This window comes from Amycolatopsis pithecellobii (genome assembly GCF_009707865.1).
Lineage (GTDB): Bacteria > Actinomycetota > Actinomycetes > Mycobacteriales > Pseudonocardiaceae > Amycolatopsis_E > Amycolatopsis_E pithecellobii.
In genome coordinates, this window is record NZ_WMBA01000063.1 from 15632 (window position 1) to 34693 (window position 19062).

Below are 19062 nucleotides of genomic sequence, written 5' to 3' on the forward strand. Positions count from 1 at the left end.
GTGTCCGAAGACATCGCCCGTGAACCCCGCCGGAAAGTCATCAGCAGCCCGTACCTGCACAAGCTGCAGCGCCGGCATTTCCTGCTGTTCGACATCCTGCCCATCGTCGGCACCGCGGCCGCTTTCGCCTTCCTCGCCGTGCATCCCTTCGGCAGCACCGAAATCGTCCTGCTGGTTTCGCTGTGGTTACTGACCGGGCTCGGCGTGACGGCCGGATATCACCGGCTGTTCACCCATCGTACGTTCAAGGCCGCGCCTGCCGTGGTGGCCGCGCTCGGCGTGCTGGGCTCCATGGCGGGCCAGGGCGGGGTGATCTCCTGGGTGGCGCTGCACCGCCGCCATCACGAGTGCAGCGACCGGGAAGGCGACCCGCACTCGCCGAACCTGTCCGGGCACGGCCTCAAAGGACGGGTGAAAGGCCTTGCGCACTCGCACTTTCTGTGGATGCGCCGGCACGAGTACCCGAACATCGTGCACTACGCCCCGGACCTGCTGAAAGACCGGCTGATCGTCAAGATCGCCCGCTACTACTATCACTGGGTCGTACTGGGCCTGCTGATTCCCGCGCTCATCGGCGGACTGGTCGCGATGAGCTGGACCGGCGCGGTGAGCGGCTTGCTGTGGGGCGGGCTCGCCCGGATCTTCATCCTGGAGCACATCGTGTGGGCGATCAACTCGTTCCTGCACATGTTCGGCACCAAACCGTACGAGTCGCGCGAGAACAGCCGCAACGGCGCGATCTTCGCGCTGGTGACGCTCGGCGAGGCGTGGCACAACAACCATCATGCGTTCCCGGAGTCCCCGTCGTTCGGGTTGGACTGGTACCGCCTGGACCCGGGCTTCTGGCTCATCAAGCTGCTCGCGGTCTGCGGTCTCGCCTGGGATCTCAAGCTCCCCACGGACGAGCGGCGGGCCGCGAAGCGGATCGTCCCGGCGTAGAAGGAAATGACCACAATGGACACCAGTCAGGAAGCCATCGCCCGGTGGTGCCAGGAGTACGTGGCCGAGCTGCTCGAGGTGCCGGCGTCCTCCCTCGGGCTGGACACGGATTTCGACAAGCTGGGCATCGACTCCGCGCTCGCGGTCTCGCTGTTGATGGAGGTCGAAGAGCGCTATGACGTCGACCTTTCCCCCGAGACGCTGTTCGAGAACCCGAACCTGAACGCGGTCGCGGCCTACCTGCACGAGCAGCTGCGGCAGCGCGTGGCACCATGACCGGCGCCGCCGCGATCCGGCATCACTACGATGTCGGCAACGACTTCTTCCGGCTGTGGCTGGACGATTCGCTGACCTACTCGTGCGCGATGCCACGAGGGGACGACACCTTGCACGAGGCGCAGGAACGCAAGCTGCGCCACCACCTCGACGCCGTCCATGCGTCCGAAGTGGACAGTGTGCTCGACATCGGTTGCGGCTGGGGCGCGATTCTCGCCCGGCTGCCCGGAACGTGCCGGGGCGTGGGCCTCACGCTCAGCGTGGAGCAGGCGGCCCACGTCTCGCGCACCTACCCCGATGCGGAGGTTCGCGTCGAGAGCTGGACGGAGTACGAACCGGACGCGCGGTTCGGCGGGATCATCTCCATCGGCGCCTTCGAGCATTTCGCCCGGCCGGGGCAGTCGCCGGCGGAGAAGATCGGCGTGTACCGCGATTTCTTCACCCGCTGCCGGGACTGGCTGAGTGCCGACGGCGCCTTGTCACTACAGACGATCGCCTACGCGAACATGGCACGCGAGGACGCGAGCCGGTTCATGCAGGAGGAGATCTTTCCCGACGCCGACCTGCCGACACTGGCCGAGATCACCGCGGCCGCCCAGGGAGTGCTCGAGGTCCACTCCGGACACAACGGCAGGCTGGAGTACGCGTGGACCTGTGAGCAGTGGGCGCGGCGGTTGCGGGCCCGCCGCGCCGAAGCCGTCGCGCTGGTCGGCCCCGAGGTCGTCGAGCGGTACGAGCGGTACCTCAAGCTGTCCGCGGTCGGCTTCCGGATGGGCAAGATCTGCCTGTACCGCCTGGTGTTCCGGCCGTATCCGACGCGGTGGTCGCGGTGAGGGTCAGGTTCAACCCGTTCAGTGCCGAGTTCCGCCGCGATCCGTATCCGCAGTACCGGCGGTTGCGGGAAACCCAGCCGGTGCACCGGACCTTGGGCATGTGGGTGCTCACCCGGCACGCCGACGTGCGGGCCGTGCTGCGGGACCGCACGTTCAGCGCGGACCTCATCCCGCGGCAGGTCAGCAAGCAGGCCGGCCGGGTGTCGGGTGAGAACGTGGCCCGCATCGAACGCCTCGGCCGCAAGTCACTGGTGTTCACCGACAATCCCGATCACGCGCGACTGCGCGGCCTGGTGAACCGGGTGTTCACCGGCCCGGCCGTGGCCGCGCTCCGGCCGCTGGTGCACGAGATCGCCGGCCGGCTGGTCGAAAAGGCTTGCGCCGGCACGGAAATCGACGTCATCTCCGACCTCGCCGCGCCCCTTCCGGTCACGGTGCTGTGCGAGTGGATGGCGTTGCCGGCCGGCTTGCGGGACAACGTCGCCGGCTGGACGCATGACATCCGGTTCCTGCTCGAACCCGGCCTGATGCGCGGTGACGACTTCACCCACGTGTGCGAGGTCGTCGAGAACTTCGTGCAGGCACTGGAAGAAGTCGTCGACGAGCGGCGGTCACGGCCGGGCGGTGATCTGATCAGCAGGCTGCTCACCGCGCGCACCGCCGGTGGTGACCGGCTCAGCGACGAGGAACTGGTGTTCGTGTGCATCATGTGCTTCGTCGCGGGGAACGAAACCACCAAGTCACTCATCGGCAACGCCCTGCTGGCCCTGCTGCGGAATCCGGACCAGCTCGCGCTGTTGCGGACGAACCCGGAACTGGTGGGGTCCACAGTGGACGAGGCGTTGCGGTACGACAGCCCACTGCAGCTGACCAAGCGCCTCACCACGCGGGAAGTCGAAATCGGCGGCACCCGGATTCCCGAGGGTGAGCAGGTGTTGCTGTGTCTCGGCGGGGCGAACCGCGATTTCGACGTGTTCGACCGGCCGGACGAGTTCGACATCACGCGTACCGCGCACGGGCATCTCGCGTTCGGCTACGGCATGCACGGCTGCCTCGGCGGGATGCTCGCCGAACTACAGGCCCGCACCGTGCTTGCCTGCCTGCTGCGGCGCACCGAGACCATCGAGTCCCGCACGGACGAGTTCGAATGGCAGGACCACAGCTTCATCGTGCGGGGACTGCGCAGCCTCCCCGTCACGGTGCGGAGTGCCGGATGACCTGGTTACGGCAGGAACCGTCGACGGCCGCGGTGCGGTTGGTCTGTTTGCCACATGCCGGCGCCGGAGCGACTTCGTTCACCCGCTGGCTGCCCCTGTTCCCACCCGGAATCGCGCCCGTGCGGGTGCAGCTGCCGGGCCGCGAGGACGCCGCCGGGCTTCCTCCGCAGCGGAGCCTGGCCGGGCTTCTCGACGAACTGGTGCCGCAGGTGGCGAAACTGGACGCACCGATCGCCCTTTATGGACACAGCATGGGCGCGCTGATCGCGTTCGAACTCGCGCGAGCGCTCGACTCGGTGCAGCTGTTCGTCTCGGGCCGCCGAGCCCCGCGGCTGCCGGCCCGCGGCACGCCGATTCACCGGCTGCCGGACGACGAATTCGCCGCCGCACTGGAAACCCGTGGGCTCGGCGGGATCGGGCACACCGCGTTCCAGCGGTACGCCCTCCCGCTCATCAAAGCGGACCTGACCGTGTCCGAAGAGTACGACTACCGCGTCGCACCACCGCTGGACTGCCCGATCACGGTGTTCCACGGCACGGAGGATCCGATCGTGGCGCGTGCGGATGCCGAGGCGTGGTCGGCGGAGACGGCCGGTGAGTTCACGTCGCATTCCTTTTCCGGCGGGCACTTCTTCCACCAGGACCATCGCGCGGCCATCGTGACGATCATCCGTGAAGCGCTGGAGTGAGCCATGTTGCTGCCCGACATGCTGCGCGGCCGCGCCGACGCCGATCCGGACCGGTGCGCGTACGTCTTCGTCAACGAAAACGGTGACGAGACCGCGCGGCTGACCTACGGCGAGCTGCACACGCGCGCACTCGCGGTGGCGGCGCGGCTCGCGCGGGACTGCGCACCGGGTGACCGGGCGCTGCTGGTTTTCCCGCAATGCCTGGACTTCATCGTGGCCTACTTCGGCTGCCTGTACGCCCAGGTGACCGCCGTGCCGGTGAACCCGCCGCGCCGCAACCGGGTCCAGCACGCCACCCGGCACATCATCGCCGACTGCGAGCCTTCCGCAGTGCTCACTATTTCGGCAATGAGGTCCACAATAGACGGTCTGGTTCGGATCGACGTGGATCTGCTCCCGGGCACGCAGTTCGAGCCGCGCCCGCTCACCCCGGATTCCCTGGCGTTCCTGCAGTACACGTCGGGTTCCACGGCCGCCCCGAAGGGGGTCATGGTCTCGCACGGGAACCTCGCCGCGAACCAGGAAATGATCTCCCGCGGGTTCGGCCACGACGAGCACTCGACCGTGGTCGGCTGGGCGCCGTTCTTCCACGACCAGGGCCTGATCGGCAACGTGCTGCAACCGTTGTACGCCGGCGCAAGCGCGATCCTGATGTCCCCGGCCACCTTCATCCGCCGCCCCCTGCGGTGGCTCGATCTGATCTCGCGGTACCGGGCCCACACGAGCGGTGGCCCCAATTTCGCGTTCGACGCCTGTGTCGCGCACGCCGCCCGCGGGAAACGGCTCGACCTGGACCTGTCCTGCTGGCGGGTCGCGTTCAACGGCGCCGAACCGATCCGGCCGGACACCCTGCGACGCTTCACCGAAACCTTCGCCCCCTTCGGGTTTCGCGAGGAAGCGTTCTATCCCTGCTACGGGCTCGCGGAGGCGACGCTCATCGTCACCGGCAGCCGGAAGGGCCGCGGCCCGCGGACGTCCACTGTGGACCCCGAAGCCCTTGGCCACGGGAGGCTGGTACCCGGTGGAAAGGAGCTCGCCGGCTCGGGCACCGTCCTGCCCGGCGAGGACGTCCGGATCGTGGATCCGGAAACGCGGCGGCCGTGCGGGCCGCGCGAGGTCGGCGAAATCTGGGTCGCCGGGGCGAACATCGCGCAGGGCTACTGGAAACGTCCCGATGACGAGACCTTCGTCGCGGACGCAACCGGGCGGACGTTCCTGCGCACCGGCGACCTCGGCGTGTTCGACGGCGATGAGCTGTACGTGGTGGGGCGGCTCAAGGACCTGGTGATCATCCGGGGCCGCAACCACTACCCGCAGGACATCGAGCAGACGACGGAGGCGGCACATCCCGCGCTGCGACCGGGGGCCTGCGCCGCGTTCACCGTGCCGGACAAGGAGAACGTCGTGGTGATCGCCGAAATCCACCGGGAACGGCGGCACGAACTCGAATACGCGGAGGTGACCGGCGCGATCCGGGCCGCCGTGCTGGCCGAGCACGAACTCTCGCTCGGCGACGTCGTGCTGGCGCGGCACGGCGAACTGCCGAAGACCAGTAGCGGCAAGATCATGCGAGCCGCGGCCAGAAACCGTTATCTGGCCGGGGAACTGCGAAGGAGCGTGTAACCTCGTGATGGAAGCCCCCAACCCGGACTTCGCGCAGGTGGTCACCGGTGTCGTGCTGAGCATGCCCGCCGCGAAACACCTCGGTTTCTCGTTCGGCCGGATCGTTCCGGGCGAAGCGGAGATCATCCAGCCCTACCGCGAAGAACTGACCCAGCACGACGGCTATTTCCAGGCCGGGGTGCTCGGCTCGCTCGCCGACTTCGCCGCCGGTTCGGCCGCCGGCACCGTGCTCCCGCCGGGCTGGGTGAACATGACCGTCGACTACACGGTGAAACTTCTCGCCCCTGCCAAGGGAGAACGGATCATCGCGCGCGGACGCATCATCCGGGCGGGCCGGACCACCACCGTCGCCGCGGCGGATGTCCATGACGCCGAAGAGAACCTGTGCGCCACGGCATTGGTGACCATGCGCAATCTCAAGGTTCCGGGGAGCTGACCGTGTTCGACCCATTCGCCGAGGATTTCGCGGAGGACCCGTATCCGGGGTACGCGAAGCTGCGTGAAACGGAGCCCGCCTGCGAGCATCCGCTGGGCTTCTGGCTCCTGTCCCGTTACGACGATGTGTCGAAGCTGCAGCGTTCCGCACACTCGGTGGACGAGCGGAACCTGACCACCCTGCCCAGCTGGAAGAGCGACTCCGCCGAGCTGGGCAAGGAGAACCGGATGCTGCGCGGACTGTCCCTTGTGGACCAGGACCCGCCGGACCACACGCGCCTGCGCCGGCTCGTCGGCAAGGCTTTCACCCGGCGCGCCGTCGCGGAGCTCGAACCGCGGGTGACCGGCCTTGTCGACGCGGCGCTCGACCGGATCGCCGAGGCCGGGCGCGCGGATCTGGTCACCGAACTGGCTTTTCCCTTGCCATTCTCGGTGATTTCGCAACTGCTCGGCCTGCCGGAGGTGGAACACCGGCGGCTGCGGGAGCTGACCGGCACCCTGGCCCGCGGCCTCGAACCGCTGGCGGCGCCGGGAGTCCAGGCCGAGATCCGGGCCGCGAGCGCCGAGCTGACGGCCATGATCGGGGACCTGGTCGCCTGGAAACGCGGACATCCGGGCAACGACGTGTTCACCGCCCTCATCGCCGCCGAGGACGACGGTGACGTGCTCAGCGAAGCGGAACTGGTGGCGCAGATCGGCTTTCTCTACGTCGCGGGCCATGAGACCACGGCGAACCTGATCGCGGGCGGAATCCTTGCCCTGCTGCGGAATCCGGACCAGCTGCAGGCGCTGCGCACCCGGCCCGAACTCAGCACCAACGCGGTCGAGGAGCTGGTCCGTTACGACACCCCGGTGCACCTGATGCGCCGGATCACCACCGAACCCCTTGCCGCGCAGGGAAAAGTGATCCCACCCGGTACCTGGGTGGTGGCCTGCCTCGGCGCGGCCAACCGGGATCCGCGGTACTGGGGCGAGGACGCCGATCAGCTACGCCTCGACCGGCCGGACGCGCACCGGAACGTGTCGTTCGGCGCCGGGGCACATCACTGTGTCGGCGCGCCACTCGCCCGGCTCGAAGCGCGGATCGCCTTCGGGCGCTTCGCCCAGCGCTTCCGTGCACCCGTCCTCGACGACGTCCGCTGGAACGGCCGCATCAACGTACGCGGCGTCGAGACCCTTTCCGTGACAGTGAGGTGAGCATGCCGACCATCGACGTGAACGGCGCGAGAATCGCCTACACCGACACCGGCCCCCACGACGCGCCGACCGTCCTTTTCGGACATGGCCTGCTGTTCAGCGGCTGGATGTTCCACCCGCAGATCGCCGCGCTGCGCGAGCGCTACCGGTGCGTGACGATCGACTGGCGCGGGCAGGGCGCGAGCCCGCCCGCCCCAGCCGGGTACGACATGGACACCCTGACCGCCGACGCGGTGGCGCTCATCGAAAAACTGGACCTCGCGCCGGTGCACTGGGTGGGACTGTCGATGGGCGGGTTCGTCGGGCAGCGGCTCGCCGCCCGCCACGGTGAGCTGCTGCGCTCGCTCACGCTCCTCGACACCAGCGCCACGGCCGAGGGCCCGCGGAAGGCCCGGCGGCAGAAGCTGCTCGCGCGCATCCAGCAGCTTGCCGGTATCAAAACCGTGCTGCCCCAGGTGAAACCGCTGCTGTTCGGACCGGTGTTCCTCGCCGACCCCGCCGGACAGGCCATTGTGGACGAATGGGTACGCCGGATCTGCCGCGTCGACCGTGGCGCCGTGCGCCGGGCCGTCCTCGGCGTCGCCTGCCGGCAACCGATCACCGGCGAGCTGGCCGCGATCAGGGTGCCGACGCTCGTCGTGGTCGGCGCCGACGACAAGGCCACGCCGCCACCCGAGTCGGAGCGGATCGCCGCCGCGGTCAGCGGGGCACAGTTGCGGATCGTGCCCGACTGCGGCCACACCAGCACCCTCGAACAACCCGAGGCCATCACTGCGCTGCTCGAAAAGTTCCTCGCGGGCGCCTGCTGAGGTGTTCGTGACCAAGCCGGCTACACAGTGATTACGCCGTCTTGGCCTGCGTTCCGGCCCGCTCGAACCGCGTCAGCGCCGGCACATCGAACGGCCCCACCGCTTCGAGGCAGTCGAGGAACGAGGTCTGCAGCCGGGTCGGCTCGCCCTCGCGCCACACGACGTAGAGGTCCACCATCGGCACCGGTTGATACAGCGGCACCGGCACCGGCCGCACTCCCCCGGCCGCCGCGCCCGCGAACATGCCGCGGGAGGCGGAGGCGAACCCGACCAGTGGCTTGACCGACACGAGGATGCCGGTGGCGCCCGGATCGTCCACCACATTCGCGACGTTGAGCCGGATCCCGGTGCGCTCGGCTGCCGACAGGATCGCGTCGTACATCGCCGGGGACTGCTCACGGGCGAACAGGATGCACGGCTGGTGCGCCAGCTCGGCGAACGGAACGCCCGGTCGCCCCGCCCATTTGTGGCCCTGCCCGACGACCGCGACCATCGGCAGCCGCAGCAGCCGCCGGTACTGGAAGTCGCTGGTGACGGGGCGGCCGTAGACGAGCGCGATGTCCAGCTCGCCGTCGGCGAGCGCCTGCAGCTGCGGACCGGTGCGCTTCTCCTCCAGCCGCACCATCACGTCGGGGAACTCGGCGTGCATCTTCGCCAGCGTCATGGGCAGGATGTGCTGCCCCGCGGGGAAGTTGTAGCCGACGCGCACGGTGCCGGTGCGCCCGGCCGCCGCCTCCCGCGCGCATTGTGCCGCTTTGTCCACTTGCGACACGATCGCACGCGCCTCGACCTCGAACGCGCGGCCCGCCGACGTCAGCCGCACCTCGTGTGACGTGCGCGCGACGAGCTCCACCCCGAGCGTGCGTTCCAGCCGCTGCAACTGCTGACTCAGCGACGGCTGCGTCAGGTGCAGCCGCGCCGCCGCCCTGCCGAAGTGCAGTTCCTCGGCAATGGCGAGGAATGAGACCAGATGTCTGAACTCCATGCCCGACCTCCCGGATCACCTCCAGCCTGGTGCACGCCGGAGAACACCCGGTGAATCATCGGGCAGCGGGAGGGGGAAATTTAGGCAATGGTGCGGCAAGCGCCGACGAACCTGACCAGTTCACCGAGGCGTTCACTGGGCGTGTCCACCGCCCGGTTCATCACGTTGATCAGATGCTCGTAGGCGTCGGTGTGGTCATAACGCGCGGTGTCGGCGATCTTGAGCGCCCACCGCCAGTAGCCACGGATCGCGCCGGCCAGCGGCATCCGGAACTCCGCGATGACCGCGCGGATCGGGTCCAGCACCGCGTCGCCGTGCACCCGCAGGTACGCCGAGACCACGTCCGCCATGAACGTGAAATGACGGGCCTCGTCGCGGGAGAGCCTGGTCAGCACTTCGGCCAGCACCGGATCCCCGGCGACGGCCCGCAGCTGCTGGTAGTAGATCTGGGTGGCCTTCTCCTGGACGAGCGCGTAGGCGAAGAACTGGACGGGGTGGTCGAAGGGCAACTCGAATTGCGCCTGCCCCGGTTCGATCAGCCGCTCACGGACCCCCGCCTCGTCCCGCATCCCGGACGCGACCTGGTACCTCGCCAGTGCGCGGGCGTGCGTGTCCTCTTCGGCCGCCCAGCGGACGGTGAAGTGGTACAGCTCACGGTTGTGCTCGTACAGCCACGGCTCGACCGAGGCGTCCACCGGGAAGTTCTCGGTGTAGAGCGAGAAGTACCCGGGCAGATGGTCCTCGATGACGGTGATGAACTCGACCGCGGAAAGCTGCCCCTCGGTCAACCGCCCGGCGTCGGCGCGCGTCCAGTCCAATGTGGTCTCGACGGTCCAGGCCCTGGCTTGTGCCGCGGTGGCGAAGTACTTTCCGACCGCGTCCGCCATGTCCTGCGCGGGAAGGACGTTCATGGCCACTCCACTGTGTCGTTCGTTACCGATCCGACGGCAGCCACGGCGGAAACGGGTGGCTACAGCCAGATCGGCTGCGGACCGTATCCGCCTGCTTTCGGTCGGATCAGTAACGGGTCTTTGCGCAGACCAGGGCGTAGTGCTTGGTGGTGTAACCCCAGCCGGCGTTGGCGATTTCCAGGTAGTGCAGCAGATCGGCCCGCTGGGGCGAGTCCGGCAGGGCGTGCAGGTTCTCGATCCACCGGTCGATCGTGCGGCGGTAGTCATTGGTGAGGTCATGCACCGCGCGGATGGAGAAACCCGCCGATTCCGCGCCCGCCACCAGTTCCGACAGCGGCCGCAGCTCGCCGTTGCCGAAGATGCCGTTGCGCACGAACTCGGTGCCCGGCCGGGTGTCGAATCCCTCCCGGATCGCCGCGTTACGGAAACAGCTCTCCGACAGATACAGCCGCCCACCGTGACGCAGCGCGCGGCGGATCTTCGCGAACACCGCGGGCAGATCCGGCATATGCACGACCGACCCGAGCATCGTCACCGCGTCGAAGGCCCGCGGCTGCGGCTCATATGCCTCGAACGACGTGACCTCGGTCCGCACCAGTTTGCGCAGGCCCAGCTCGCCGACGCGCGACGCGATGTACTCGTGCTGCCGCGCCGCCGGGCTGATCCCCACCGTGCGGCAGCCGTATTCGGCCGCCATGAACAGCAGCAACGATCCCCAGCCGCAGCCGACGTCGAGCAGCCGCTCACCACCCAGCAGCTGCAACTGCCCCGCCACGAACGAAAGTTTGCGCCGCTGCGCCTGTTCCAGCGTCGTGACGTCGGCCTCGAACAGGCCCGCCGAATACTTGCGCAGCGGGTCGAGGAACCCGGCGAACAGCTCCGGGTCGAGGTCGTAGTGCTGGTTGGTGGCGGCGGTCATCCCATCGCCTTGCTGACGACCGCGACGACTTCGTCGATCGTGGTGAGCCCGAAGATGTCGTCGTCCTCCAATTCGACGCCGTAGGTCTGCTCGATCTTCGCGATCATCCGCAGCACCTTGATCGAGTCGGCGCCCTCGACGGCGCGCAGATCGGTGTCACCGCGAAGGGTCTCGGGCGGGCGGCCCAGCTCGGCGGCGACGATCTCGGTGACGGTGGTGGCCAACGGCTTGCTCAACCGGGTCATCCCAGGCTCCTTGTTACGTGGTAGTTGGCAGTCGCGGCGCCGACGAGGGCGCCGTCCGGGTCGAGGACTTCGGCGCTCGCCCGCACCAGTCCCTCGGTGAACTGGGCGTGCGCGACGCAGCGGTACCGGGTACCGATCCGCACCACGCCCACATAGCGGGTGCGCATCGACGTGGTCAGTGCGGCCACGCCGAGCCGCAGCACGACCAGGTTGCCCATCGTCTCGTCGCAGATGAGCGCGAGGATCCCGCCGTGCACCACACCCGGATAGGACTCGTAGTGTCTGTCCACAGTGAACTCGGTGCGCAGGCGGTCGCCGTCCTCTTCGAACTCGAGCGCGAGCCCGCGCGGGTTGCCGGGTGCGCAGCCGAAGCAGTGGTGGTCCGCCCGCCGGGCCCAGGGCAGCGTGACCGTCATGTCAGCGCCGTCGCCAGCGCGCGGCGTACCGCCCGGTTGGTGGACAGGTCGAACCCGGTCAGCGAGCCGAACGTGCGGCGGATCTTGCCCTGCAGCGCGTCGAGTTCTCCCCCGTCCGCGACCGTGTCGAGGAACAGCTCGAACCCGGTGTCGATGGTTTCGCTTTCGGCGAGCTCGTCGAGCCCCGCCTTGAACACCCCGACCGGATGCTTGATCTTGTCGTCCGCGGTGTAGAAGTACAGCGTTTCCAGCACGGACGGCACTTCGTCCGGGTGCTCCTGGAGCCGTTTCGCCGCGAAGTGCCGGAATTCCCGCGCGTGCCCGGCCTCGTCCCGGCTGGCCCGCAGCAGCAGGTCCTTGAGCACCGGCTCGTCCACCCACGCCGACACCGCGCGGTACACGTGGTTGACGGTCAGCTCGGAGATGATGTTGGTGGCGAGCGTCGCCGACGGGGTGGTGCCCGGGTCGTACGGCGCGCGCATCGCGGCGACCGCACGGTTGTCCACCTTCTCCCCCACGGCCTGCAGCCACGAGGTGAACGCGTAGTGGTGCTGCACCTCCTGGTAGCCCCAGATCACCGCGAACGCGGAAAAGTCGTAGTCGTCGGCGAACTCGTTGAGGAACCCGTGCACCGCGGCGATCACGTTGGACTCGCCCATCACCGCGCTCTTCACGAGCGTGACGTACTCGGGTTTCACCAGAGTCGCGTCGACTTCCTCAAGCGGTACCGTGGCCAGCCGCCAGTGATTGCGGTCGTAGTGCCGGAACACACCGAGGCTGTGCATCTGGTCCATGTCCGGTGCGGTGGTCATGTGCTCTCCCTTTTGTACCGCTCCCGCATGCCGAGCCGCTGGAGCTTGCCGCTGGTGGTCCGGGGAATGGTGCGCGCCGGGACAAGCTTGACGTCCAAACCGGACAGTCCGAGCTCGACCGAGCAGCGGCCGGCGATGTCGTCGGTCAGCCGCTGACGTTCGCCGGCGTCGCGCAACGCGGTCTCGGCGCACACGATGATCCGCTCGTCGTCGACGAACGCGACACACCGTCCTTTGTAGACCCCCGGCACGAGCTGCGCGATCGCCTCGACGTCGAGCGGGTACACGTTCTCGCCCCGCACGGTGATCATTTCCTTGCTACGGCCGGTGAAGAACAGCTGCCCGTCCCGCAGGTAGCCGAGGTCGCCGGTGCGCAGCCAGCCATCCTGGGTGAAGGGTCCGTCGGGCCGGCCGAGATAGCCGCTGGTGACCGCGGGGCCGGTCACTTCGATCTCCCCGACTTCGCCGTCCGGCCGCCCGCCGCCGATCCGCACGCACATCCCCGGCACCGCGTGACCCAGCCCGACGATTCCGCGGGCACCAGGGCCTTCCGCGCGGGGAAGCGCTTTCCCGGTGGCGGCGAGCACGGCGCGGTCCACCCATTCGCACACCGGCTCGCGGTCCAGCGGCGGCAAGGTCGCGACCAGTGTCGCCTCGGCGAGGCCGTAGGCCGGGGTCATCGCCTCCGGACGGAAACCGGCGCCCGCGAAGCGATCGATGAACGCGCGCAGCGAGCGGACCGAAATGGACTCGGCGCCGTTGAACGCGACCCGCCAGTGCGCCATGTCCAGTTCGCGGTCTTCCGGCACGGTGGCCAGCAGGTAGTCGTAACCGAAGTTCGGCATCGCGCAGATCGTCGCACCCGTGGCCAGGAACTGGCCCAGCCATCCGGCGGGGCTCTTCACGAAGGTGACCGGCGACCACACGGTGACCGGAATCCCGTTGAACAGCCCGGTGAGCGTGCCGAACAACCCCATGTCGTGGAACAACGGCAGCCAGCTGCCCCACGCGTCGGCATCGGTGATCTTGATCGCCGCGGTGATGGAATCCGCGCAGGACAACACGTTCGCGTGGGTCAGCACCACACCCTTCGGTGCCGCTGTGCTGCCCGACGTGAACTGGAGGATGGCGGTGTGGTTCTCCGTCGCACCCGGCAACGGCGCGAGTTCGTGCCGGGCGAGGTCGGCGGCATCGAAGGCCCGCACGCCGGTGAGCCGGTCGGTCACCGCGTGCAGCTTCGGCACGGTGACGAGGTGTGTCATCCTCGCTCTGTCCACAATGGCCTGAGTACGGCGCAGGTAGCCGTCGAGATCACGCATGCCCATCGGCAACGGCAGCGGGCAGGCGGCGGCGCCGAGCCGCCCCGCGGCCAGCACACCCTGCAGGAAGGCGGCGGAATTCGGGGCGAGCACACCGATCGCGTCGCCCATCACGGCACCGGCAGCGGCCAGCCCCGCCGCCATCCGCCGCGACGAGTCCCGTAGTTGCGCGTACGTCAGGGTTTCCTGCTCGCCCGGCAACGAAATGACCTGATCCGGGTGGCGATCGGCGGCCTCGTCGAACCGGCCCGGCACCGTCTGCTTCACGACCTCACCCCCATCGAGTTCCGGCACTGCCAATCTGGCGCACGTGCGGGGCCGAAGGCAACGAAAAACGGCAGCGCCTATCGGTCCATCGGGATCGGCGGACGGCGGGCCCGGACGGCGAACAACGCCGGGCCGGTGACCAGATGCGCCCGCGCGCGGCTGAGGGACCACCAGTGCTCCACCTGCGCGGCCGACATCAGTCCGTTGTGGACGATCCGGTCCTGGAACTGCTCGACCAGCAGCTGCCACGGCAGCCAGGCCTTCTCGTGCCCGGACTGCGCACCCCGATAATGCGCGGACACGTCGGTGAAGCCGAGGTCCAGGACATCACCGAGGAGGCGGCGGCCATAGGTGGCGTCGAAACCCGTCATGACCTCGGTCAAGGACGCGATCATCGCGGCGTGCCCGGGTTCCGGCGGTTCGACCTGGCCGGCGTGGGTCCAGTCGACCTCCTCCACCAGCAGCCGGCCACCGGGCGCGACCGCGGCGGCAAGCCGTTGCAGCGCAAGGGAATGCGGGTGCAGGTGGGCCACGAGCAGCCGCGCGTGCACGAGATCGAACCTGGCGGCCGGGAGGTCGCCGGTCATCAGGTCGGCGCGCAGCACCTCGGCGGGCGCGGGCAGATCGTCGAGGAACCGCGTGTCCCGGTCGACGGCGAGCACCTCCCCGCCCGTCCCGACGATCCCGGCGAGCGCCCGCGCGATGGAACCGGTGCCCGCGCCCGCTTCCAGACAGCGGCTTCCCTTGCCGATGCCCAGTTCCCCGATGATCCGCAGCGTCCCGGGATCCCAGGTGCGGGCCATCGCCTCCAGCCGGTCCCGTTCGCTGGGAAAGCTCTGGTCCAGAATGTAGTTCGGCACCTGTCCTCGGTATCCCGCCCGCGCCGGGCGGGCAACGACGCCCCGGCCGTTCCTATGGCGGGATTCGACGCTCCGATGAACCCCGCGGCATCGTGATCCGGTCACTACAAAGGACACGCCGGCTGCTTTCGGCCGGATTGGTCACCGGGCCGAGGAGAGGATCTTCGCCGTGTCGGTCGTGTTCGACGCCTTCCATCCCGCTCACCGGTCCAACCCCTACCCGCGGTTCGCCGCCCTGCGCGAGCACACCGCGCTGTTCCGGCTCAAACCCCGCGTGCACATCGCGACGCGGTACGCCGAGGTTGCCGCCGTGCTGGCCGATCCGGAGTGGGGGCACGGCTACGACGACGGCATCAACCCGCTGCGGCCCGGGGTCGCACCCGACGACGTGCCCGGCGGGATCGTGCGGATGGACCCGCCGCAGCACACCCGGGTGCGGGGCCTGGTCAACCGGCCCTTCACCCCGCGCCACACCACGGGATTGCGGCCGCGCGTCGAGCGCCTGGTGACCCGGCTGCTGGACAAGGCGATCGCGGCCGGTGAAGTGGATCTGATCGAAACCTTCGCCAGGCCGCTGCCGTTCACCATCATCGCCGAACTGCTCGGCATCCCGCGTGCGGACTACCGGGCCGTGATGGACTGGTCGATGGCGCTCGTGCACGGCACCGACCCGGACATCCTGCAGACCCCCGAACAGCTCGCGCGCCGCGATATCGCGAAGGCCGAGTTCGAAGCGTACTTCGGCGAACAGATCGACCGGCGCCGCAAGTACCCCCGGCAGGACATGTTCAGTGACATGGCCGCGGCGCTCGAGGACGGCCGGGCGAGCGACCTCGAACTGCGGGGCCTGTCGGCAGGCCTGCTGATCGGCGGGTACGAGACCGCGACCGACGTGATCGGCAAGGGAATCGTGGCGCTGCTGCGCAATCCGGACCAGCTCGAGCTGTGGCGGTCACGGCCGGAACTCGCCTCCTCGGGTACCGACGAGCTGCTCCGCTACGAGCCGCCGGTCCAGTTCACCCACCGCGTTGCCTTGGCGGACAAGGAACTCGCGGGCCGGACGTTGCCGCGCGGCGAAGGCGTCATGGTCGTGATGGCCGCCGCGAACCGCGATCCGCAGGTCTACGAGGACCCGGACCGGCTCGACATCACCCGGTTCGCCGGGCAGGCACCGCCGCCGCGGCCGCTGTCGTTCGGCGGTGGCGTCCACTATTGCCTCGGCTCACATCTCGGGAAGCTGGAAGTGCGGCTCGCGATCGACGCACTGCTGCGCCGCGCACCGGACCTCGCGCCGGCAGGTGAACCCGTGTGGCGGGACACGGTCGCCATCCACGGTCTCGACAGCCTGCCGGTGCGGCTGCGCCGATGACCACGTTCACCGGCTTCGACTACGAGCACCGCGCGGATCCGTACCCGCGGTACCGGGCGCTCCGCGAAGCCACGCCGCTGTACCGGCTGCCGGGCGGGATGGCGCTGGTCACCCGCTACCACGACTGTTCGACCGCGCTCAGCGAAACGAAATGGGGCCGCGCCGACGCGAACGGGTTCAACCCGTTCGCCCCCGAGGTGCCGCCCGAGCAGCTGCCGTTCCTGTTCCTCGACCCTCCGGACCACACCCGGCTGCGCGGTCTGGTCGCCAAGGCTTTCACCCCAAGGGTGATCGCCGGGCTGCGCCCGCTCATCGAGTCCACTGTGGCCGAACTGCTCGACGAGGCGCGGGCCGCCGGCGAGCTGGACCTGGTCGAGTCGTTCGCCTACCCGCTGCCGCTGCGCGTCATCTGCGGTCTGCTCGGCGTGCCCGCACGAGACCGGCCGCTGTTCGGCGGCTGGTCGAGCGCGCTCGCCCGCGGGCTCGACCCGGGTCCGCTGCTGTCTCCGTCCGAACGCGACACTCGTGCCCGCGCGATGCGGGACGGGCAGGCGTATTTCCGTGACCTGCTGGCGAAACGACGTGCCGAGCCCGCCGACGATCTGGTGAGCGCACTCGCCGCCGTCGAGGAGCAGGGCGACGTCCTCACCGAGCCGGAACTGCTCAACACGTTCGCCTTGCTGCTGTCCGGCGGGTTCGAGACCACCGTGAGCCTGATAGCCAACGGAACCCTTGCGCTGCTGCGGAATCCCGGACAGCTCGCGTTGTGGCGGGACACCCCGGGCCTCGCACCACACGCGATCGAGGAACTGGCGCGCTTCGAACCCTCGGTGCAGATCGCGGCACGCGTCGCACGGGGTCCGCTGAACCTCGCCGGGCACGCGTTCGACAACGGCGACGGAATCGTGCTGCTGCTGGCCTCGGCCAACCGCGACCCGGAGGTGTTCGAGGATCCCGAACGCCTCGACCTCACCCGTTACACCCGGCCGGCACCCGCACATCTGAGTTTTGCCAAGGGAATCCACTTCTGTCTCGGTGCCGCGCTGGCACGGCTGGAGGTGGAGATCGCGCTGGACGCACTCGTGCGGCGCGCACCCCGGCTCGCGCTCGCCGCCGGGGACCTGACCTATCTGCCGAACATCTCCATCCGCCGGATGCGGGCGCTACCCGTCCGCCTGCGCTGAAAGGCCACCATGAGCGAGACCCCACTGACCCCACGGCAGCGCCGGCTGCACGAGCTGAAATCCTTGGTGGACTACGGAGTCGAGTCCGGGATCGGCGTCGGCCACTCGCTGGGGGTGCTGCTGGAAACCCTCGAAGAGGGCCGGACCGTCTGGACGCTCAAGCCATCGCCCGCGACGGCGAACGCACTGTACACAGTGCACGGTGGGGTGATCGCCACGCTGCTGGACACGGCGATGGGCAGCGCCGTCTACACCGCGATCGCCGACGGGGCGCTGTACACGACGCTGGAGCTGAAGGTCAACTTCATCCGGGCGGTCGCACTCGACGGCGCACAGCTCACCTGCGAGGCGAAGGTGGTACACGTCGGCAAGCGGACAGCGACGGCCGAGGGCCGGGTCACCGACCCGGACGGGAAGCTCATCGCGCACGGAACCACCACCTGCATGGTGTTCCCACCGGATGGACCGTCCACTGCGGACAGTCCGCCGCCACCGAATCCCGGTGCGGCACTGGATGCGCTCGACCCGAAGCACTGGCCGGACCCGTACCCGCGCTACGCCGTGGCGCGCGAGGCACAGCCGATCATCTCCACCCCGCTGGGCGTGCATCTGGTGACCCGCTACGGCGACTGCGCCGCGGTGCTGCAGGACAACAACTGGAGTCACGCGCACGAGGCCGAACTGTTCCATCCCGGCGTCGAGCACGTCGACCTGCCCACGTCGTTCCTGTGGATGGACCCTCCGGACCACACGCGACTGCGCGGCCTGGTCAGCAAGGCGTTCACGGCCAAGACGATCTCGGCGCTGCGGCCACGGATCGAAGCGCTCGTCAAGGAACTGTTCGACGCGATGGTCACCAAGGGCGAAGCCGACGTGATCACCTCGCTCGCCTACCCGTTGCCGTTGACGATCATCGCGGAACTGCTCGGCGCACCCGCGCGAGATCATCCGGACCTGCAACGCTGGTCGCGCGCGCTGGCCCGCGGATTCGACCCGGATCCGTTGCTGCTGCCCGAAGAACGTGACGCGCGCACGCAGGCCGCGCGGGAGTTCGTCGGCTACTTCCGTGATCTGATCCGGCAACGGCGCGCGGACCCGAAGGACGATTTGATCAGCGCGCTCGCCGCGGTCGAGGAAAAGGGCGACGTGCTCACCGAGGACGAGATGCTCGCCACGTGTGTCACGCTGCTGGTCGCCGGGCACGAAACGAGCGTGAACCTCGTCGCGAACGGGCTCCTCGCGTTGATCCGCAACCCCGGCCAGTACGAGCTGCTGCGGGCGCAGCCGGATCTCGCGGCGCCCGCCGTCGAGGAGATGCTGCGTTACGACTCACCGGTACACATGACCACGCGGCTGGCGCACGAGCCGACGACGCTGGCGGGCCACGAATTCGCCGCGGGCGACGGGGTCGTGCTCCTGTTCGGCTCGGCCAACCGTGACCCGGGCGCCTTCGCCGAACCCGACCGGTTCGACATCACCCGCTACGCCGGGTCCGCCCCGGTGAACCGGCACCTCACCTTCAGCCTCGGCATCCACTACTGCCTCGGCGCCCCACTGGCGCGGCTGGAAATGGAGGTCGTGCTGCGCGAACTGGTCAGCCGCGGGCTCACCATGACCATGACGACGGACGAGCCGCCGTACCGCCGCAATCTCGTCCTGCGTGGTATGGAGCATTTCCCGGTGCGGTTTTCCTAGAGACCGTTTCGAATGTGGTTTGCGTGGCGGTGTGGGTGGCGGAACCTCAGGCGGCCCCTCGC

The 19062-nt window shown here is 68.9% G+C and carries 20 protein-coding genes; 12 read left to right on the forward strand and 8 right to left on the reverse strand.

What is annotated here, in order from left to right; genetic code table 11:
* From GKO32_RS30250 to GKO32_RS30290, 9 genes are read left to right on the forward strand one after another with little or no spacing between them, the layout of a single operon-like run.
* A complete protein-coding gene (locus tag GKO32_RS30250; protein ID WP_312868801.1) occupies window positions 1-939 on the forward strand; it encodes an acyl-CoA desaturase in 939 nt (312 codons plus the stop codon).
* A gap of 15 nt (window positions 940-954) precedes the next feature.
* Window positions 955-1215 carry an acyl carrier protein gene (locus GKO32_RS30255; RefSeq protein WP_154760318.1) on the forward strand — a complete coding sequence of 87 codons (261 nt, stop codon included), beginning with the start codon at window positions 955-957 and terminating at the stop codon, window positions 1213-1215.
* The gene (locus tag GKO32_RS30260) at window positions 1212-2048 is read left to right on the forward strand and encodes a class I SAM-dependent methyltransferase (protein WP_154760319.1); all 837 of its coding nucleotides are present in this window, start codon (window positions 1212-1214) and stop codon (window positions 2046-2048) included. The genes GKO32_RS30255 and GKO32_RS30260 overlap by 4 nt, the downstream gene beginning before the upstream one ends.
* Window positions 2045-3265: a cytochrome P450 gene (locus GKO32_RS40300; protein ID WP_312868802.1), complete on the forward strand. Its 1221-nt coding sequence runs from the start codon at window positions 2045-2047 to the stop codon at window positions 3263-3265. The genes GKO32_RS30260 and GKO32_RS40300 overlap by 4 nt, the downstream gene beginning before the upstream one ends.
* The gene (locus GKO32_RS30270) at window positions 3262-3954 is read left to right on the forward strand and encodes a thioesterase II family protein (protein WP_208024590.1); all 693 of its coding nucleotides are present in this window, start codon (window positions 3262-3264) and stop codon (window positions 3952-3954) included. The genes GKO32_RS40300 and GKO32_RS30270 overlap by 4 nt, the downstream gene beginning before the upstream one ends.
* 3 nt (window positions 3955-3957) lie before the next feature.
* On the forward strand, window positions 3958-5577 hold the full coding sequence (locus tag GKO32_RS30275; RefSeq protein ID WP_154760321.1) for a fatty acyl-AMP ligase: 1620 nt from the start codon (window positions 3958-3960) through the stop codon (window positions 5575-5577).
* Window positions 5578-5584: 7 nt separating this feature from the next.
* Window positions 5585-6013 carry a PaaI family thioesterase gene (locus GKO32_RS30280; RefSeq protein WP_154760347.1) on the forward strand — a complete coding sequence of 143 codons (429 nt, stop codon included), beginning with the start codon at window positions 5585-5587 and terminating at the stop codon, window positions 6011-6013.
* Window positions 6014-6015: 2 nt separating this feature from the next.
* On the forward strand, window positions 6016-7209 hold the full coding sequence (locus tag GKO32_RS30285; RefSeq protein ID WP_312868803.1) for a cytochrome P450: 1194 nt from the start codon (window positions 6016-6018) through the stop codon (window positions 7207-7209).
* A 2-nt stretch (window positions 7210-7211) separates the two neighbouring features.
* A complete protein-coding gene (locus GKO32_RS30290) occupies window positions 7212-8018 on the forward strand; it encodes an alpha/beta fold hydrolase (protein ID WP_154760322.1) in 807 nt (268 codons plus the stop codon).
* A 31-nt stretch (window positions 8019-8049) separates the two neighbouring features.
* On the opposite strand, the gene GKO32_RS30295 is transcribed toward GKO32_RS30290, so the two are convergent.
* The 8 genes from GKO32_RS30295 to GKO32_RS30330 all read right to left on the reverse strand — a co-directional run bounded on the left by GKO32_RS30295 (window position 8050) and on the right by GKO32_RS30330 (window position 14752).
* Window positions 8050-9003, reverse strand: coding sequence for a LysR family transcriptional regulator (locus GKO32_RS30295; RefSeq protein WP_154760323.1), 954 nt, complete (start codon window positions 9001-9003; stop codon window positions 8050-8052).
* 80 nt (window positions 9004-9083) lie between these two features.
* Window positions 9084-9914: an acyl-ACP desaturase gene (locus GKO32_RS30300; RefSeq protein ID WP_154760324.1), complete on the reverse strand. Its 831-nt coding sequence runs from the start codon at window positions 9912-9914 to the stop codon at window positions 9084-9086.
* 106 nt (window positions 9915-10020) lie between these two features.
* The gene (locus GKO32_RS30305) at window positions 10021-10833 is read right to left on the reverse strand and encodes an SAM-dependent methyltransferase (RefSeq protein WP_154760325.1); all 813 of its coding nucleotides are present in this window, start codon (window positions 10831-10833) and stop codon (window positions 10021-10023) included.
* The gene (locus GKO32_RS30310; RefSeq protein WP_154760326.1) at window positions 10830-11078 is read right to left on the reverse strand and encodes an acyl carrier protein; all 249 of its coding nucleotides are present in this window, start codon (window positions 11076-11078) and stop codon (window positions 10830-10832) included. The genes GKO32_RS30305 and GKO32_RS30310 overlap by 4 nt, the downstream gene beginning before the upstream one ends.
* Window positions 11075-11494 carry a PaaI family thioesterase gene (locus GKO32_RS30315; RefSeq protein ID WP_154760327.1) on the reverse strand — a complete coding sequence of 140 codons (420 nt, stop codon included), beginning with the start codon at window positions 11492-11494 and terminating at the stop codon, window positions 11075-11077. Before GKO32_RS30315 ends, GKO32_RS30310 begins: the two co-directional genes overlap by 4 nt.
* On the reverse strand, window positions 11491-12306 hold the full coding sequence (locus GKO32_RS30320; protein ID WP_208024592.1) for a ferritin-like domain-containing protein: 816 nt from the start codon (window positions 12304-12306) through the stop codon (window positions 11491-11493). The genes GKO32_RS30315 and GKO32_RS30320 overlap by 4 nt, the downstream gene beginning before the upstream one ends.
* Complete coding sequence (locus GKO32_RS30325; protein WP_312868804.1) at window positions 12303-13892, reverse strand: AMP-binding protein; 1590 nt, start codon at window positions 13890-13892, stop codon at window positions 12303-12305. The genes GKO32_RS30320 and GKO32_RS30325 overlap by 4 nt, the downstream gene beginning before the upstream one ends.
* Before the next feature lie 77 nt (window positions 13893-13969).
* Window positions 13970-14752: a class I SAM-dependent methyltransferase gene (locus tag GKO32_RS30330; protein WP_208024593.1), complete on the reverse strand. Its 783-nt coding sequence runs from the start codon at window positions 14750-14752 to the stop codon at window positions 13970-13972.
* Between the two features lie 169 nt (window positions 14753-14921).
* Here GKO32_RS30330 and GKO32_RS40305 point away from each other — a divergent pair, with 169 nt between their 5' ends.
* Genes GKO32_RS40305 through GKO32_RS30345 form a run of 3 tightly spaced genes read left to right on the forward strand, consistent with a single transcriptional unit; the run spans window position 14922 to window position 19000 of the window.
* Window positions 14922-16121 (forward strand): cytochrome P450, encoded by a 1200-nt coding sequence (locus GKO32_RS40305; RefSeq protein ID WP_208024594.1) that lies wholly within the window; start codon window positions 14922-14924, stop codon window positions 16119-16121.
* The gene (locus GKO32_RS30340) at window positions 16118-17305 is read left to right on the forward strand and encodes a cytochrome P450 (RefSeq protein WP_154760329.1); all 1188 of its coding nucleotides are present in this window, start codon (window positions 16118-16120) and stop codon (window positions 17303-17305) included. The genes GKO32_RS40305 and GKO32_RS30340 overlap by 4 nt, the downstream gene beginning before the upstream one ends.
* Before the next feature lie 9 nt (window positions 17306-17314).
* A complete protein-coding gene (locus tag GKO32_RS30345; protein ID WP_154760330.1) occupies window positions 17315-19000 on the forward strand; it encodes a cytochrome P450 in 1686 nt (561 codons plus the stop codon).
* Window positions 19001-19062 lie beyond the last annotated feature (62 nt).

Excerpts from the sequence above, each read along its gene's own strand:
- GKO32_RS30310 (WP_154760326.1), bottom strand. The coding sequence starts at position 11,078 with ATGACCCGGTTGAGCAAGCCGTTGGCCACCACCGTCACCGAGATCGTC.
- GKO32_RS30300 (WP_154760324.1), bottom strand. The coding sequence starts at position 9,914 with ATGAACGTCCTTCCCGCGCAGGACATGGCGGACGCGGTCGGAAAGTAC.
- GKO32_RS30290 (WP_154760322.1), top strand. The coding sequence starts at position 7,212 with ATGCCGACCATCGACGTGAACGGCGCGAGAATCGCCTACACCGACACC.
- GKO32_RS30320 (WP_208024592.1), bottom strand. The coding sequence starts at position 12,306 with ATGACCACCGCACCGGACATGGACCAGATGCACAGCCTCGGTGTGTTC.
- GKO32_RS30305 (WP_154760325.1), bottom strand. The coding sequence starts at position 10,833 with ATGACCGCCGCCACCAACCAGCACTACGACCTCGACCCGGAGCTGTTC.
- GKO32_RS30260 (WP_154760319.1), top strand. The coding sequence starts at position 1,212 with ATGACCGGCGCCGCCGCGATCCGGCATCACTACGATGTCGGCAACGAC.
- GKO32_RS30340 (WP_154760329.1), top strand. The coding sequence starts at position 16,118 with ATGACCACGTTCACCGGCTTCGACTACGAGCACCGCGCGGATCCGTAC.
- GKO32_RS30295 (WP_154760323.1), bottom strand. The coding sequence starts at position 9,003 with ATGGAGTTCAGACATCTGGTCTCATTCCTCGCCATTGCCGAGGAACTG.
- GKO32_RS30255 (WP_154760318.1), top strand. The coding sequence starts at position 955 with ATGGACACCAGTCAGGAAGCCATCGCCCGGTGGTGCCAGGAGTACGTG.
- GKO32_RS30270 (WP_208024590.1), top strand. The coding sequence starts at position 3,262 with ATGACCTGGTTACGGCAGGAACCGTCGACGGCCGCGGTGCGGTTGGTC.
- GKO32_RS30275 (WP_154760321.1), top strand. The coding sequence starts at position 3,958 with ATGTTGCTGCCCGACATGCTGCGCGGCCGCGCCGACGCCGATCCGGAC.
- GKO32_RS30280 (WP_154760347.1), top strand. The coding sequence starts at position 5,585 with ATGGAAGCCCCCAACCCGGACTTCGCGCAGGTGGTCACCGGTGTCGTG.
- GKO32_RS30345 (WP_154760330.1), top strand. The coding sequence starts at position 17,315 with ATGAGCGAGACCCCACTGACCCCACGGCAGCGCCGGCTGCACGAGCTG.
- GKO32_RS30315 (WP_154760327.1), bottom strand. The coding sequence starts at position 11,494 with ATGACGGTCACGCTGCCCTGGGCCCGGCGGGCGGACCACCACTGCTTC.